The following is a 15,548-nucleotide window of genomic DNA, read 5'->3' as shown; positions in this document are numbered from 1 at the left end:
CTTGACCGTCGCGCGCCGCCCCTGTCTGCTCCTCCTCGCTTGAGGGAGGACAGCATGGACAAGCAATTTCTGGCTGGGCGATTTCTGATCGGGGCGGCGCTGGCTGCCTTCATGGCGGCGACGCCCGCTCTGGCCGAGGGCGCCCAGACGGGTCCCGCCGCCGCCGCGACGACCGCCGAGGCCGGGGCGCTGGCCGGGGTTCTGGCCGGGGTTCTGGCCGACTATGAAGCCTATCTGCGTCGCGTCGATCCGATCAGTTCGGGCATGGACGGCGATCGCGACGCCCTGTCGCGCCTGCCCGACCCCAGCCGCGCCGGCGATCTGGCGCGTCAGGCCCCGCTCAAGGCCCTGCTGACCCGGCTGGACGCCATCAACCCGGCCGCGCTCGACGCCGACGCGCGGCTGAACCACGCCTTCTCCCGCTATCTGATCGCCCGCGAGTTGGAGCGCATCGCGCTGGACCCGTCGCGCCTGGCCTTCGATTCCGAAGGCGGCCCGGCCCAGACCCTGTCCTACCTCGCCGGTTCGACCCGCATCGCCACCCGCGCCGACGCCGACGCCTGGCTGGCCCGGCTGGAAGCCGCGCCCGCCTTCTACGACGCCGACATCGCCAACGCCCGGCGCGGCCTGTCTTCGGGTCTGATCCAGGCCAAGTCCGTGGTCGAAAGCGCTCTGGGTCAGGCCCAGCGCGACGTCGCGGTCAATCCCGACGGCGACGTCCTGATGAAGCCCTTCGCCGCCCTGCCCGCCAATATTCCGGCGGCGGATCAGGAGGCCTTGCGCGCCGGAGCCCGCGCCCTGATCGACGGCCCCATCGCCGCCCGCCGTCAGGCCTGGCTGGCCATGCTGCGCGACGACTACCTGCCCAAGGCCCCGGTCGAGCCGGGCCTAGTCCACCGTCCCGGCGGCCGCGACCTCTACGCCTTCTTCGTGCGCAGCGACACGACCACCGATCTGACCCCGGATCAGGTGCATCAGATCGGCCAGGAAGAGGTCGCCCGCATCCGCGCCCGGATGCAGGACGAAATGCGCGCCGCCGACTGGACCGGCGACTTCGCCGGCTTCCTCAACTTCCTGCGCACCGACCCGCAATTCTATGCGACCAGCCGCGAACAACTGCTGGAAAAGGCCTCCGAGATCGCCAAGCGCGCTGACGACGGTCTGCCGGCCCTGTTCGGAACCCTGCCCCGCCTCCCCTACGGCGTTAGGCCGGTCCCGCGCGAGATCGAAGAGACCTACACCACCGGCCGCTACAACTCCGGCTCGCTGCAGAACGGCGTGGCTGGCGGCTATATCGTCAACACGTCCAAGCTGGACCAGCGCCCGCTCTATGAACTGCCGGCGCTGACGGTGCACGAGGCGGTGCCCGGCCACCACCTGCAGATCGCCCTGCAACAGGAAGCGGCGGATCAGCCCTATTATCGCCGCGGCGCCGACGTGACCGCCTTCATCGAGGGCTGGGGCCTGTATTCCGAGTTCCTGGGCGAGGAGATGGGCGTCTATCGCACGCCCTACGAGCGCTTCGGCCGCCTCAGCTACGAGATGTGGCGCGCCTGCCGCCTGGTGGCCGACACCGGCCTGCACTGGCTGGGCTGGACCACCGAACAGGCCCGCGCCTGCTTCCGCGACAATTCGGCCCTGGCGCCGCACAACATCGAGACCGAGCTGCAACGCTACATCGGCTGGCCCGGTCAGGCCACGGCCTACAAGATCGGCGAGATTCGCCTGCGTCAGATCCGCCAGAAGGCCGAGCGCGAACTGGGCGACCGCTTCGACGTCCGCACCTTCCACGACGCCCTTCTGGTCGACGGCCCCCTGCCGCTCGACCTGCTCGACGCCCGCATGGACCGCTGGATTGCCGAACAGAAGGCCAAGTAGCGACCGCAGCCCCCTCCGCCGTCATCCTCGGGCTTGACCCGAGGATCCAGCACCACTGGCCGCGAAGCCATCAGCCGCCCCTCGGGTCAAGCCCGAGGGGAACGCCGCGCGCCATCCCCGCCCAGCCATCCTATCCGCCGCACCCAAGCCGTTGAAATCTCGTCACTCCCATCGACGCTCGCCCCCTTTTGCTCGCCTTGGTTCAACACCGGTTTAGGCTGCGCGCGTTCTTTGACATCGCCGCCCGCCTCCTCCGCTCAGGAACCCAGGCCCGCTCCCCGCCCCGACAGACCTCGGATCGCCGCCTTCCGCCATTGCACCAATTGCACTGTTTTTTTCGCCGCACCGTGCAACGCGCCTCTTCTTTCCTCCGCACTTCGTGGGGAGGGGCCCTCGGGTCTCGCCTCTGGCGAGCCCAAGGACAGGCTCCGCGGCGGAGGGGGCTGTTTGCCTCAGCAAGAAGCCCCTCCGTCACGGCGCTGCGCGCCGCGCCACCTCCCCATCGCTTCACGACAGGGAGGAAACCCTCAGCCCTAAAGCCCCAGTTCCGCCCGCACCTTCTTCGTCAGCTTCCCAACGATAATCGCGTGCGCCGACCCGATATGGTCCGCCAATTCGTCGTCCGCCCAGTCGTCGATCTGAGGCAGGTTCACCCACTTGGCGCGCGCCATATAGGGCGCCGGCCGCGCACGGCCGCTCTCGGTCAGCACCTCATAGGCGATGTCCGAAACCTTGAACGACACGCCGCCGGTCGCCCCCACCATGACGAACATCTTGCCGCCGACCTTATAGGCGTCGTGGTCGTCGCCGAACGGATGCTCCAGCGTCGTCCCCGGCAGCGCCAGACAGACCTTGCCGACCCCCGCCCGGTCCATCAGGCCCCCACGCCCATATCGACGCCCACGCCGATGGGGCAGACCACGCCGGTCCCGCCGATGCCGCAGTACCCGGCCGGGTTCTTGGCCAGATAGCCCTGATGATAGTCCTCGGCGAAATAGTAAGGCCCCGCCGGTTGGATCTCGGTCGTGATCATCCCCTTGCCCGCCGCCGTCAGCGCCGCCTGATAGGCGTCACGCGAGGCCTCGGCCTCGGCCTGCTGCGCGTCGTTCAGCGTATAGACGGCCGAGCGGTACTGCGTGCCCTGGTCATTGCCCTGACGCATGCCCTGCGTCGGATCGTGGTTCTCCCAGAAGGCCTTCAGCAGGTCGCCGTAAGAAATGACCTTCGGATCAAACACCACCTGCACCACCTCGGTGTGCCCGGTCCGGCCCGAGCAGACCTCCTCATAGGTCGGGTTCGGCGTGATCCCGCCGGCATAGCCCGCCGACGTCACCCATACGCCCGGCAGCGACCAGAACACCCGCTCCACGCCCCAGAAACAGCCCATGGCGAAGATCGCCGTCTCGACCCCCTCGGGGTGCGGCCCCTTCAGCGCATGACCGAGGACAAAGTGAGTCGCATCGGTCGCCAAAGGCATCTCTCGACCAGGCAAAGCGGTCTCGGCGGTCGGCAGTTCGGCGGTCTTGTGCAGCAACATGAGAAAAATCTCGCAGAATCGGGGGCAAAATCGACTTCCCCCCATATGGGACGTCACAGGGCGCTTGCCGAGGGGGTCATGCTGTTCTATCAGCCTCGCCTCCGCTGGAACGACCGTCCGGCGGCTACACGGCGACGTCGTGGAAACGGACAGGTGGCGGAGTGGTCGATCGCGCACGCTTGGAAAGCGTGTGTAGGTGAAAGCCTACCGAGGGTTCGAATCCCTCTCTGTCCGCCACCCCCTAAGGGTTCTTTTCTTCTTCAACGAGTTGCGGTCGGTGCAACAACCCGAACAAGAGGTGTCACACGCAGTCCGTCGGGCTGGCTGATGCTAACGGCACAAGCGCGAGAAAAGCCTCCGCGAGGCGTGACGGCTTGACGCTGTTGGAAACCACGAAAGCGTATTCGTGCAGGATAGGAGGACTGAAGCGGCGCAACACGGTCTGATCGCGCACATAGGCCTGGGCCAGGCGTTCGTTGACGATGGCGACGCCGACGCCGCGCGCGGCCAGGGCGCAGGACGAGGCGACGGTGTGGGTTTCGACGCGGACGCGGGGCGCGACGCCGGCCTCGGCGAAGGCGGCCTCGACCTGGGCGCGGAACCGCCGTCCCTGCCCCAGCAGGACCAGGGGCGTGTTCTTCAGATCCTCCGCCGTGATCTCGGACAGGGCGGCTAGCGGATGATCGCAGGGCAGGACGCAGGCCGTTTCGCTGACCAGAACCGTGCGCGCCTCGAGGTCGTCGCGGTTCAGCGGCAGCTTGACGAAGCCGGCGTCGACGGCGCGCGCGGCGATCATCCCCTTGGCCGTCTCGACCCCGTGGGAATCGATCGACAAGTGGACGCGGGGATACTGATCGAGGAAGGCGGCGATCACGTCGGGCAGGACCGCTTCCAGAAAGCTGGGCGGGGCGACCAGACGCAGATGACCGACGCGAAAATCCGAGATGTCGCGAGCCAGATCCTGAACTCGGTCGACATTGTCCAGCGCGCGTTCGACCTCCTCATAGAGGATCAGGCCGTCGGCGGTGGGGACCAGTCGGCCCCGGTCGCGGTGGAACAGTTCGAAGCCGAGGTCCTGTTCCAGTTGGGCCAGCAGGCGGCTGGCGGCGGGCTGGGTCAGGCCCAGCGAACGCGCGGCGGCCGTCACCGATCCCAGTTGCAGGATGGCGCGGAACGCCCGCATGGCGCGCAGCCGGATAGGACGCCGGGCGCCGGCCGAGACCAGCGCCATCAGTCAGCCCCTTCGCGCTGGAACGATGGGCAGGACCAGCCGCGACGGCGCCGCTGGCCCGACATGGATGCGATTGATCGCGACCACCGCGTCGCTGGCCTCGCCCGCTGGCGCGCCTGTGCCCGGATTGACGTCGAAGTGCGGGAAGTTGCTGCTGGCCACGTCGACGCGGATCCGGTGCCCCGCCGCGAACAGGTTGCTGGTCGGAAACAACTGGATCTCGACGTCATATACTTCACCCGGAACCAACGGGCGCGGCGCCTCGAAGGAGTCCCGGAACCGTAGGCGCAGCACGCCGTGGGTCAAGTTCAGGGCGTAGCCCAGGGGATAGTCGGGGCTGGGCGGATAGACGTCGACCAGCTTGACCATCAGGTCCGTGTCCAGCGCCGAGGACGACACCGACAGGCGCGCCGTGATCGGCCCCGTCACCTCGACGGCTTCGTCCAGCAGCGGGGTCTGGAACACCAGAACGTCGTCGCGGTCCGCGAGGGCGCGGTCGATCGCGGTCGCACCGAACAGGCCGGGCGCCTCGCGCTGATCAAAGCCGCCCGCCTCCATGACCGGCGCGCCCGAGGCGATGGCGCCGCCGATGGTCGGCACGGGACGGGCCGGGTCGTGACGCCAGACCCGCTCCCCGGGCTGGGCCGCATCGGGCGACAGACCGCCGTCAGCGTGCAGGTGGAAATCGGTGAAGACCGTGCCCGGCAGGGGCCAGTCGGCCTCGGCCCGCCAATGCCCGCCGTGGTCCAGCCGGCCCTCAGGCGTGCGCCGCCCGCAGCCGCCGCCCATGACGAACAGGCTGACCGGCGAGGCCAGATAGTCGGGCGCGCCCACCCCCTTCAGCCACAGGTCGAACCAGGCGCGGCGCAGGGCCACGTAGTCGGGGGCCAGGTGGCTGTCGAGCGTCGCCTGGGAGCCGAAATCCACGTCTCCGGCGAAGGCGACCGAGCGCTGACCGTGCGTCCACGGCCCCATGACCAGCCGAACCGGCCCGATCTTGCTGCCGCTGAGGCGGGCGTAGTTGTCGGTCGCCGACAGGGCGTAGGGGTCGTACCAGCTGCTCATGAAGACCATGGGCGCGTCGGTGAAGGTCTCGTCGTGGCAGGCGGCGCAGACGTCGGGCGTGCGCCAGAAATCGGTCAGGGTCTCGCGGCTCCACATCTCGTGGATGAAGGCGTCGTATTCGGGCGCGGCGGCCAGCGGCGTCTGGCCCGGCCGCCACGGATTGACCGCCATCCAGTCGCGCACGTCTTCGGCGTTCAGGACGGCCAGACGCATCGGATCGGCCTGGCTGAGCGGCGACAGGCGGGCGTGCTTCATCGCCCAGGTCAGTTGCTTCAGCTCGAACGCCCCGCCCTGACGCACGCCGCTGTGGAAGGCGCTGGAAAACCCGCCGGAGTCCATGAACATGGCCTTCAGCCCCGGCGGGTTCAGACAGGCTGCGGCCGCCTGAACATGCGCGCCGTAGGACAGGCCCAGCGTGCCGATCCGGCCGTCGCACCAGACCTGCTGGGTCAGCCAGGCCATGACGTCGAAGCCGTCCTCGGCCTCGTTGGCGTATTTGGTGAAGACGCCCTCGGAACCGTAACGTCCCCGGCAGTCGACCAGCACATAGGCATAGCCGCCGCGCGCGAATTCGGCCGCCATCTCCGGCTTGGAGCGCGGCGTCGGGTCGGCGGCCGTACGGTCGGCGTGGTTGGTCCCGCGCCGGTCGTAGGGGGTGCGTTCCAGCAGGGCGGGCAGCCGCCCCTCCCCGCCTTCGGGCAGGTAGATGTCGGCGGCCAGACGGACGCCGTCGCGCATGGGGATCATGACGTCACGCAGGACGCGGACGTCGGAAAGGATCGGCAAGTCAGTCAACGGCGTCGGCCTTCCCGGAGACGGGCTTGTGGGCGACAGGCTGGCTGGCGGCTGCGGGCGGCGACGGCAGGTGATAGGCGGCGGGCGCGCCCGGCCCGACCGGCAGCTGGAACCCGACCCAGGCCAGGATCAGCAGCATCCCCGCCGCGCCGAAGGCGGCGCTGTAGGGCAGCATCAGGGCGATCATCGAGCCGACCCCGAACCGGGGCTTCCACTGCTGGCACATGATCAGCACCAGGGGGAAGTTGCTGGCCAGGGGGGTTACGATGTTGAAGATGGAATCGCCCATCCGGTACGAAGCCGTGGTCATCTCGGGCGAGACGCCCAGCAGCATCAGCATCGGCACTACGACCGGCGCCATGGCGCTCCACTTGGCCGAGGCCGAGCCGATGACCAGATCCAGCACCGACGACATCATCAAGAGGCCGACCAGCAGCAGCGGCAGCGGCAGGGCCAGGTCCTTCAGCCCTTCCGCGCCCTTGACCGCCAGCACCGGCCCCAGGTTGGACCAGCTGAACATGGCCACGAAGTGGGCGGCGAAGAAGGCTAGGACGATATAGGGGGCCATCCCCTTCAGCCCCTCGGCCATCATCTTCACCAGTTCGCGGTGCGAGCGGATCGTCCCGGCCGCTGCCCCATAGGCCCAGCCGGTCGCGACGAACAGCAGCATGAAGGCGGCGATCAGCGCGCCGTAGAAGGGGGCCAGACGGCGCGGCCCGACGGCCTCATGATCGACCAGAGGGTTGAACCCCGGCCACAGGGTCAGGGCGGCGAACAGACCGACCACCAGCAAGGCGGCGAGCCCTGCGCGACGCAGGCCGCGCTTCTGATCCAGCCCCAGAACGCCCAGGCCCGCGGCCTCGGCCTCGCCCGCCGTGTTGTCGCCGGTCCACGCCCCCAGACGCGGCTCGACCACGCGGTCGGTCAGGAACCAGGCGATGGGGGTGAAGACCACGCCGATGGCCAGGGTGAACCACCAGTTGCCCAGAGGATTGACGCTGAAGCCGGGGTCCAGAAGCTGCGCCGCCGGGGCGGTTATGCCCAGCATCAGCAGGTCGAACTGTCCCGGCAGGACGTTGCCCGCGAAGGCCCCCGAAATGCCGGCATAGGCGATGGCCACGCCCGCCAGCGGATGGCGCCCGGCCTTGGCGTAAACCAGCGCCGCCAGAGGGATCAGCACCACATAGGCCGCGTCCGAGGCATGGTGCGACATCAGGCCGATGACAAAGATGGCAGGCGACAGGAAGCGGGTGTGCAGCCGCCTCACTCCGCCGCCCAGCAGGGCCGCGAACAGGCCCGACCTTTCCGCCACCGCCGCGCCCAGCATGACCACCAGAACCAGCCCCAGAGGCGGGAAACTGGTCAGGGTCTTGGGCATATCGACCAGCAGACGGGCGACATTGGCCTCGGACAGCAGGCTCTGGGCCTGAAGCCGTTCGCCCGTCACCGGGTTGATCGCGCTCCACTGGGTCCAGTCGGCCACCACCGAGGCGGCCACCAGCACGCCGATGCAGAACAGCAGGATGAAGACCGGATCCGGCAGGGCGTTGCCCAGCGCCTCGATCCGGTCGAGCCAGCTCCGTTTCCGCCGGCCGATGTCAGCCGGCGGAGCCTCGGTATCCCTCATGGAAAACGCCTGATCCTAGAACTGGAAGCCGAGGCGAACGTAGGCGCTGCGGCCCCGCACGTCATAGGTGTACATGTCGAAATTGATCGGCGCGTTGGCGTAGGACGCCGGCGGCATCACGTCGAAGACGTTGTTGATCCCGACCGTCAGGGTCGTGTCGTAACGGTCGAAACGATAGCCCGCCTCGAGATCCTGATAGAAGACAGCGTCGGTCTTGTCGTCCTTGACGGTGTTCACGATGTCGGTGCTTTCGCCGATATAGCGGCCGCGCCACATGAGGTTCGCCGGACCGTCGCTCCAGCGCAGCGAGGTCTGCCCCTTCCAGTGCGGATAGGTCGAGCGCGCACGGTCGCCCTTGCCGGCCCGGTCGTCGACGATGGGCGCGCCGCCCGCCGGATCGGGGCTGACCGTCGAGAACTCGCTGAGGTAGGAGCCGTCGATCACGGCCGCGAAACGACCGATCGCGGTGTTGAACTCATAGCGCGCCGTGGCGTCGACGCCCGAGGTGCGGATCTCGTTCAGGTTCTGCGCGCCCTGCACCAGGTTCAGCACCGCGCCGGTCGAGGGATCGCGGGTGATCAGCGAGCAATAGACCCCGCCGCGCGTGGCGCACAGGCTCATGATCTGGGCTGGCGACTGGGAAGCGATCGCGTCCTGAATCTTGATGTCGTACCAGTCGACCGTCAGGCTCAGGCCCGGAACCCAGTGCGGCTTGACCGCGACGCCGAAGCTCAGGGTGTCGGCGGTTTCAGGCTTCAGATCGACATTGCCCGAGGTCGTGCCGGGGATCAGGCCGTTCAGGTTGAATCCGCTCTGGTTGTAGCCGGTCGGCACGCCGACGCAGCCCGGCAGGCTGGGGTTGGCCGAAGCGCCGCCGTTGCAGGGGTCGATGACCTGCAAGGAAACCTCGCGGCCGCCCTGGAACAGCTCCAGGATCGACGGGGCGCGGAAACCTTGCGACCAGGTGCCGCGCACCAGGATGTCCTGAACCGGACGCCAGCCCACGCCGACCTTCATCGTCGTGGCGTCGCCGACCGTGTCATAGTTCGAGTAGCGGGCCGCCAGGCTCAGATCCAGGTTCTCGGCCATCGGCAGGTCGCGCAGCAGGGGCGCGGCCACTTCCAGATAGGCTTCGTGCAGGCTGTACTGGCCCGTGGTCGGCACCCGCGTCTGACCCGTGGTGGTGGTGTAGGCGCTCGACAGGTATTTCGGCGTGGCGTTGACGTAGGGGTCGGGCGCGTCGGTCGCCTTGTTCTGGCGATACTCATAGCCCGCCGCCACGGCCAGCGGACCGGCCGGCAGTTCATAGACGTCGCCCGTGATGTTGAACGCCAGATCATAGATCTCGGTGCTGTTCGTCTCGCGCGTGGTGTAGCGGATGAAGTTCGCCGCCTCGGCCGTCATCGGCGCGAACAGGTTGACCGGGACGCAGCCCGCCGTCGCAGCGCAGGTCGCAGGCGCGCCCAGCCCCAGGAACAGGTTCTCGTAGTTGATCCCGTTCAGCGCCGACGACTTCATCTCGTTGCGGGCGTAGCTGCCGTAGGCGTCCCAGCTGAAGTCGCGACCGAACAGGCTGACCTCGCCGTCGAAGCCCGCGCCGAAGCGATAGGTCTTCACGTCCTGGACGTTGTCGCGGTTGCCCACGTCGGTCATCACCTTGCGCACGCGCCAGGCCTGATTGGCGGCGAAGGCCAGGGCGTTGGCGGTCGGCACGCCGTTGGCGGTCCCGAACGGGTTGAAGGCGTGGGTGGACGGCAGGCTGAAGCCGCGGATGGTGCCCGCCGTGCCGCCGATGTCCAGCAGGACCGGCGAGAACATCTGATCCGAGACGCGACGGTTGAACAGGGCCTCGGCGTGGAAGGACAGCTTGTCCGACAGGTCGCCGCGATAACGGCCATAGAAGCCGTAACGCTCGCTGGGGCCAGTCGTGTAAATGCCCTGCGCCTGGGTGTTGTAGTAGTCGCCCGGCAGGGCGGCCGTGTGGAAGCTGTTGTCCGCCGCCGCGCCCGCGCCGTAGCCGGCCAGGCCGTTGGCGACGATCGGCGAGGCCGAGGAAGCGAAACCCGCGCCCGTGCCGAAGTAGGCGTTGTTGGCCAGGCCCGGCAGGATGAACAGACCATAGGGGCTGGTGCCCGGCGTCGTCACCGGCACCAAGCTGGTGCGCGTCAGATCCCGGTCGTCCGTCAGGATCGGGCTGTCCTTCACATAGCTGGCCGAGAAGACCAGGGCGCCATTGTCGAAGCGCTTGCCCCAGTTGGCGATGGCCTGGAACTGTTCGCCGTCGCCACGATCGGTCGAGCCGTAGCGGGTGCTGAGACGCAGGCCGTCGAAGTCGCGCAGGGTCTGGATATTGACCACCCCGGCGATGGCGTCGGCGCCGTAGATGGCCGAGGCGCCGTCCTTCAGCACTTCGATGCCCTCGATCATGCCCAGCGGCATGGTGTTCAGGTCGACGAAGTCGCGGAAGCCGCGCTGGCCCACGCCGTCGACCCAGCGGTGGCCGTCAACCAGAACCAGGACGCGGTTGCCGCTGCCCTCGGCCCCGCCGAGGTAGCGCAGATTGATCGAGGAGGCGCCGTAGGAGGTGCCCTGGGTCCCGTTGCTGTTCAGGCTGACGCCCGCCGACGGCAGTTTCTGCAGCAGTTCGCCGATTGAGGTCGCGCCCGAGTTCTTGATGTCCTCGGCGGTCAGGGTCAGCACCGGCCCGACCGAGTCGGCGTCCTTGCGCTGGATGCGCGAGCCGGTGACGACGATCTCGCCGACCGAGGTGCTCGCCTCGGGCTGCGCCGCCGCCTGATCCTGCGCCCATGCCGCGCCCGCGCCCACCCAGGCCAGCACCGCCAGCGCCGCGCCGTTGCGCAGACGTCGCGCCTGTCCGTTCACCGATACCGACATAGTCACTCCCCGATTTTCCGATGCCCTGTGCCGCCCCTGTTTTTGATCGAGGCGTGCGATTGAGCCGGAGGGAGCCGGGTCGCGAGACCGAATGCAACAATATTGCCGTTTCGTATCGGCCTATGCGCATACGGCATGAGCTACCCTCAAGCTCGTCGCCAATCTTATGGTGGTCAAAACGGGAGAGGCATTATGGATCGACGGGGTTTTCTGGCGGCCGGCGCGGCACTGGCTCTGGCGTCGCCCGCGACCGGGCGCCCCCGGCCCTTGCGCCTCAGCCTGCTGGGGCAGGCGCTGATCGAACACGCCCCCGGCGCATGGCCGGGTCGCGAAGCCCTCGCTGTGCGCCTCGCTCGCGGCGACGTGGTCTTCACCAATCTGGAGACCGTCATCCAGGGGCTGAACGCCGGCGCCCCCACCCGTGAACTGCTGACCCTGCATGCGGCCCAGCCCGAGGTCCTGTCGACCCTGCGGTCCCTGCATCTCGGTCTGATCGCCACCGCCAACAACCACGCCTTCGACCTGGGGCCGGGCGGCATCCGCGATACGGTGGACGCCCTGCGCGCGGCGGGCCTGCCCTCGACCGGCAGCGGCGCGGACCTGGCCGCCGCCTCGGCCGCCGCCTATGCGTCATCGGCAGCGGGCGCGGTCGGCCTAGTCGCCTTCGCCACCGGCAAGGTCCGACCCGGCGGCGCCGCGACGGCGGACCGCCCCGGCGTCAACGAACTGCGCCGCGACGCCGCAGGCCAGCCTGTCGCTGAGGACGTCGAGCGCATCCTCAACGCCATCGCCGCCGCCCGCCGTCAGGCCCAGGTCGTCATCGCCTGTCAGCACAACCACGACTGGGAGCCGGACATGGCCCAGGTTCCCGACTGGCAACGCGCCCTGGCCCGGCGCTGCATCGACGCCGGGGCCGCCGGCTTCGCCGGTCACGGCGCGCCCCTGCTGCAGGGGATTGAATTCCACCAAGGCGCCCCGCTGTTCTACGGCCTGGGCAATTTCGTCTTCCAGACCGAAAAGCCGATGGGCGCCTATCCCCCGGAATCCTGGGAAGGCGTGATCGCCGAATGCGCCTTCGACGGCGGCCGCTGTCGCGAGGCGCGGCTGGTTCCGCTGACACTCAATGAAGTCGGTCTGAACGGCCCGAACGACATGGCGACCCGCGGTCTTCCCGCCCTGGCGTCCGCGGAACGGAGCGCCGCCATCCTCAACCGGATCGCCGTCCGCAGCCAAGGCTTCGGCACGAGCGTCGACCGCCGCAGCGGGCGGATCACTCCAGACCACCGCCCTGCCCACCGATGACGGCCCGGGAAGCGCCGATCTCAGCCCGCCGCGTTCCCGCCGAACGGGTCGTCCAGGCTGTGGGAGGGGGCGGTGAACCAGGCCGGGCCGCTGTCGGTCATGTAGAAATGGTCCTCCAGTCGAACGCCGAACTGGCCGGGGATGACCAGCATGGGTTCGTTGGAGAAGCACATGCCGGCCTCCAGAACCGCTCGATCGCCGCGCACCAGATTGGGCGCTTCGTGAATGTCCAGGCCGACGCCGTGGCCGGTGCGATGCGGCAGGCCGGGCAGGCGATAATCGGGGCCGTAGCCGAGGCCGGTCAGATAGTCGCGTGCCGCGGCGTCGACGCTTTCGCAGGTCGCGCCCAGTCGCGCCGCTTCGAAGGCGAGGGCCTGGGCCTGTTTTTCGTGCTCCCAGACCCGACGGAACTCGGCCGTAGGTTCGCCGAAGACATAGGTGCGGGTGATGTCGGAGTGATAGCCGTCGACCAGGGTGCCGGTGTCGATCAGCACCACATCGTCGGTCTGCAAGGCCCGGTCGCCCTCGCCGCCGTGCGGCAGACAGGTGTCGTCGCCAAAGGAAACGAGGCAGAACCAGGAACCGCCCTCGCCGCCCAGGGCGCGATGCTCGGCGTCGACGAACCGCTTCACCTCGGACATCAGGACCCCGCTCTGAAGCCAGGCGTGGGTGCGGCGCTGCACCTCCAGCGTAATAGCCTTGGCGCGCGTAAGAAGCGCGATCTCGGCGGGCGACTTGAGGCGGCGCAGGGGGACGGTCAGGGGGCCGCCATCGACCAGACGTTCCTGTCCCAGCGCGCCGGCCAGCCCCAGCCAGACGAAGGTCGCGACCAGTTCGTCCACCGCCAGCCGTCCGCCCGCGGGCAGGCGACCCGCGACGAGGGCGTAAGGGCTGTCTTCCTCCTCCCACGTCAGGATGTCGCCGGAAACGGCGCCCTCCGCCGAGGTCAGCCCCCCGACCTTGTCCAGTTCGAAGCGGGGGCAGACATATTCGACCCGCCCGTTGGCGTGGATTAGGGCGCCGGTCAGGCGCTCGGACGGATGCCAGTCCAGTCCCGTGAAATATCGCAACGACGTCGTGGGACCGAGCAGGAGGGCCGAAAGACCCTTGGCTTGCAGCAGGGTCGCGAGCGCCTGGATGCGGCCACGCCGTTCGTCGGCGCTGATGGGGCGGGCGGGGGGAGCGATGAAGGACATGGTCAGCGACCCTATATGAGATCGGCCGGCGGATGGAGAGGGGCTGTTTCCGGCTCAAGCCAATTTACGTATCGGCCTCTTCCGCAAGCAGTCGGCGCCCTTTGGCGAGATAGGCTTCCATCTCGTCCGGCGGCGCCATGCTGCCGCCCGTCGCCCAGGCCAGATGGGTGGCGCGCGCCAGGGCTTGACGGTCCAGGCCCATGCGCGTCCGATAGCCCTGCTGCTCGCCGCAGACCCTGGCGATGCCCGGCACGCCGGCCAGCGCGGACGGCTCCAGACGCACGCCCTCGCTGCGCTCCATCAGCGCCAGCAGGCTGTACATCTCCTCGTCGCTGAGGGTGTAGTAGCCGTCCACCAGACGCTGCATGGCCTTGCCGACAAAGCCGGATGGCCGCCCGACCGCCAGTCCGTCCGCCGCCGTGACATTGTCGATGCCGAAGTCCTGCACGGAAATCGCATCGTGCAGACCCGTATAGACCCCCAGCAACATGCACGGCGAATGGGTGGGCTCGGCGAAGATGCAGTGAACCGCGTCGCCGAACGCCAGCTGCAGGCCGAAGGCGACGCCGCCCGGCGCGCCGCCGACGCCGCAGGGCAGATAGACAAACAGCGGATGCTCGGCGTCCACGACGATCCCCGCCGCCGCCAGCTGCTTTTGCAGCCGCTCGGCCGCGACGGCGTAGCCGAGGAACAGGGTGGTCGAGTTCTCGTCATCGACAAAATGGCAGGTGGGATCGGCCTCGGCCTGCTTTCGTCCTTCCTCCACAGCGACGCTGTAGTCGGAGGCGTATTCGATGACCGTCACGCCATGCGCGCGCAGCCTGTCCTTCTTCCACTGACGGGCGTCGGCGGACATATGCACCGTCACCTGAAAGCCCAGCGCCGCTCCCATGACGCCGATGGACAGGCCGAGGTTGCCGGTGGAGCCGACCGCGATCTTGTAGCCGCCGAAGAAGGCCCGCGCCCGGTCGCTGTCCAGAACCGCGTAGTCGTCGTCGAGCCTCAGCAGCCCGCCCGCCAGGGCCAGGTCTTCGGCGTGCTTGAGCACCTCATAGATGCCCCCGCGCGCCTTGATGGAGCCGGATATGGGCAGGTGACTGTCCCGCTTGAGCCACAGCGCCCCCTCCAGCGTCTGGCCGTAGCGCTCGCTCAGGAAGGCCTGCAGATGCGGCAGGGGCTGAATGTCCGACTCGATGATGCCCCCGCTGGGCTCCGTCTCGGGAAACGCACGTCTGATGTAGGACGCAAACCGTGTCAGGCGCGCACTGGCGTCGGCGACGTCGGCGGCCGTCAATCCCACATCGCCAATAGCCTCCGTGACAGGCGCTGTGGCGGGGTTGAACCAGGTCACCTCTCGCAGAGCGATCATGTCCCGAATTAGTGGATAGGCTGAGCACCAGTCATCGAGCGACCTTCCCAGAAGCATAGCCCTATCCATTTGACGCTCCGGTTGAAAGCAGGAGTGGATCACCGGCCCGCGCATGCCGCAAGCCGGTGAGGATAGGCGGGCTGGAGGTCAGTCCTGGCCGACGTCGAAAGGCGAAGGACGCCTCGTTTGCCGGGGACGTTCTCGCGGCTTCGCGCTTTTACGATGGCTTGGCGTACTGCTCGGCGCCCATGACTTCGATACCCACAAAGCGCTCGTCGCCTTCCACCCAGGCGTCATGGCCGGGCGGAATTGTGTAGGAGGTGCCTGGCGTTAAGGTCTTCTGCGTTCCGTCATCCATTCTGACGGTCAGGGTTCCGGACACGACGTGACCGACATGCGGCACTTGGCAGCTGTCCGTCTTGACGACCGGCTTGACGCACTCCGACCATTTCCATCCCGGTTCGAAATTGAACCGTCCGAGCGTAAAGTCGGAAAGCCGCACCAACTCGACGCGGGTCTTGTCGGGCGTCCGGAGTTCGTCCGGGTTGTCGTGAGATTTGGTCTCGAATTTCGTGACCTTCATTCCGCTATCGGCCATGGCGTCCTCCTGATCCTCAACACGCGGTCTGACGTTTGCGGTCCCATAACGGCGG

The 15,548-nt window shown here is 68.2% G+C and carries 11 protein-coding genes and 1 tRNA gene; 3 read left to right on the top strand and 9 right to left on the bottom strand.

Going from position 1 to position 15,548, the window contains the following annotated elements; all coding sequences use genetic code 11:
* Positions 1-54 precede the first annotated feature (54 nt).
* Positions 55-1,878, top strand: a complete 1,824-nt coding sequence (locus tag AC1DJ5_RS06700; RefSeq protein WP_477020081.1) for a DUF885 domain-containing protein — start codon at positions 55-57, stop codon at positions 1,876-1,878.
* A 533-nt stretch (positions 1,879-2,411) separates the two neighbouring features.
* On the opposite strand, the gene AC1DJ5_RS06695 is transcribed toward AC1DJ5_RS06700, so the two are convergent.
* The gene (locus AC1DJ5_RS06695) at positions 2,412-2,753 is read right to left on the bottom strand and encodes an MmcQ/YjbR family DNA-binding protein (RefSeq protein WP_477020080.1); all 342 of its coding nucleotides are present in this window, start codon (positions 2,751-2,753) and stop codon (positions 2,412-2,414) included.
* Positions 2,753-3,460, bottom strand: a complete 708-nt coding sequence (gene msrA, locus AC1DJ5_RS06690) for a peptide-methionine (S)-S-oxide reductase MsrA (RefSeq protein WP_477020079.1) — start codon at positions 3,458-3,460, stop codon at positions 2,753-2,755. The genes AC1DJ5_RS06695 and msrA overlap by 1 nt, the downstream gene beginning before the upstream one ends.
* A 102-nt stretch (positions 3,461-3,562) precedes the next feature.
* On the opposite strand from msrA, the gene AC1DJ5_RS06685 reads away from it, so the two are divergent.
* A tRNA-Ser gene (locus AC1DJ5_RS06685) sits at positions 3,563-3,652 on the top strand.
* A gap of 64 nt (positions 3,653-3,716) precedes the next feature.
* On the opposite strand, the gene AC1DJ5_RS06680 is transcribed toward AC1DJ5_RS06685, so the two are convergent.
* The 4 genes from AC1DJ5_RS06680 to AC1DJ5_RS06665 are packed head-to-tail and all read right to left on the bottom strand — an operon-like array spanning position 3,717 to position 11,028.
* Positions 3,717-4,646, bottom strand: coding sequence for a LysR substrate-binding domain-containing protein (locus tag AC1DJ5_RS06680; protein ID WP_477020078.1), 930 nt, complete (start codon positions 4,644-4,646; stop codon positions 3,717-3,719).
* Between the two features lie 3 nt (positions 4,647-4,649).
* Positions 4,650-6,506, bottom strand: coding sequence for a CocE/NonD family hydrolase (locus tag AC1DJ5_RS06675; protein ID WP_477020077.1), 1,857 nt, complete (start codon positions 6,504-6,506; stop codon positions 4,650-4,652).
* Positions 6,499-8,133: an AbgT family transporter gene (locus AC1DJ5_RS06670; RefSeq protein WP_477020076.1), complete on the bottom strand. Its 1,635-nt coding sequence runs from the start codon at positions 8,131-8,133 to the stop codon at positions 6,499-6,501. The genes AC1DJ5_RS06675 and AC1DJ5_RS06670 overlap by 8 nt, the downstream gene beginning before the upstream one ends.
* Before the next feature lie 15 nt (positions 8,134-8,148).
* The gene (locus AC1DJ5_RS06665) at positions 8,149-11,028 is read right to left on the bottom strand and encodes a TonB-dependent receptor (RefSeq protein WP_477020075.1); all 2,880 of its coding nucleotides are present in this window, start codon (positions 11,026-11,028) and stop codon (positions 8,149-8,151) included.
* A 192-nt stretch (positions 11,029-11,220) separates the two neighbouring features.
* Between AC1DJ5_RS06665 and AC1DJ5_RS06660 the strand changes: the two genes are divergently transcribed.
* Positions 11,221-12,330: a CapA family protein gene (locus AC1DJ5_RS06660; RefSeq protein ID WP_477020074.1), complete on the top strand. Its 1,110-nt coding sequence runs from the start codon at positions 11,221-11,223 to the stop codon at positions 12,328-12,330.
* A gap of 20 nt (positions 12,331-12,350) precedes the next feature.
* On the opposite strand, the gene AC1DJ5_RS06655 is transcribed toward AC1DJ5_RS06660, so the two are convergent.
* The 3 genes from AC1DJ5_RS06655 to AC1DJ5_RS06645 form a co-directional block, all read right to left on the bottom strand.
* Entirely contained in the window at positions 12,351-13,526 is a 1,176-nt protein-coding gene (locus AC1DJ5_RS06655) for a M24 family metallopeptidase (protein WP_477020073.1), read from the bottom strand.
* Between the two features lie 64 nt (positions 13,527-13,590).
* Entirely contained in the window at positions 13,591-14,952 is a 1,362-nt protein-coding gene (dsdA, locus tag AC1DJ5_RS06650) for a D-serine ammonia-lyase (protein WP_477020072.1), read from the bottom strand.
* 160 nt (positions 14,953-15,112) lie between these two features.
* Entirely contained in the window at positions 15,113-15,493 is a 381-nt protein-coding gene (locus AC1DJ5_RS06645) for a cupin domain-containing protein (RefSeq protein ID WP_441456131.1), read from the bottom strand.
* Positions 15,494-15,548 lie beyond the last annotated feature (55 nt).

Source organism: Brevundimonas sp. 01N35 (assembly GCF_056399785.1).
Note: the sequence above shows the minus strand (reverse complement) of the source record. Positions and strands in the feature narration are given on the sequence as shown.

Coding starts and splice junctions, on each gene's coding strand:
- AC1DJ5_RS06695 (WP_477020080.1), bottom strand. CDS start 2,753: ATGGACCGGGCGGGGGTCGGCAAGGTCTGTCTGGCGCTGCCGGGGACG.
- AC1DJ5_RS06660 (WP_477020074.1), top strand. CDS start 11,221: ATGGATCGACGGGGTTTTCTGGCGGCCGGCGCGGCACTGGCTCTGGCG.
- AC1DJ5_RS06655 (WP_477020073.1), bottom strand. CDS start 13,526: ATGTCCTTCATCGCTCCCCCCGCCCGCCCCATCAGCGCCGACGAACGG.
- AC1DJ5_RS06645 (WP_441456131.1), bottom strand. CDS start 15,493: ATGGCCGATAGCGGAATGAAGGTCACGAAATTCGAGACCAAATCTCAC.
- AC1DJ5_RS06670 (WP_477020076.1), bottom strand. CDS start 8,133: ATGAGGGATACCGAGGCTCCGCCGGCTGACATCGGCCGGCGGAAACGG.
- AC1DJ5_RS06680 (WP_477020078.1), bottom strand. CDS start 4,646: ATGGCGCTGGTCTCGGCCGGCGCCCGGCGTCCTATCCGGCTGCGCGCC.
- dsdA (WP_477020072.1), bottom strand. CDS start 14,952: ATGCTTCTGGGAAGGTCGCTCGATGACTGGTGCTCAGCCTATCCACTA.
- AC1DJ5_RS06700 (WP_477020081.1), top strand. CDS start 55: ATGGACAAGCAATTTCTGGCTGGGCGATTTCTGATCGGGGCGGCGCTG.
- AC1DJ5_RS06665 (WP_477020075.1), bottom strand. CDS start 11,028: ATGTCGGTATCGGTGAACGGACAGGCGCGACGTCTGCGCAACGGCGCG.
- msrA (WP_477020079.1), bottom strand. CDS start 3,460: ATGGGGGGAAGTCGATTTTGCCCCCGATTCTGCGAGATTTTTCTCATG.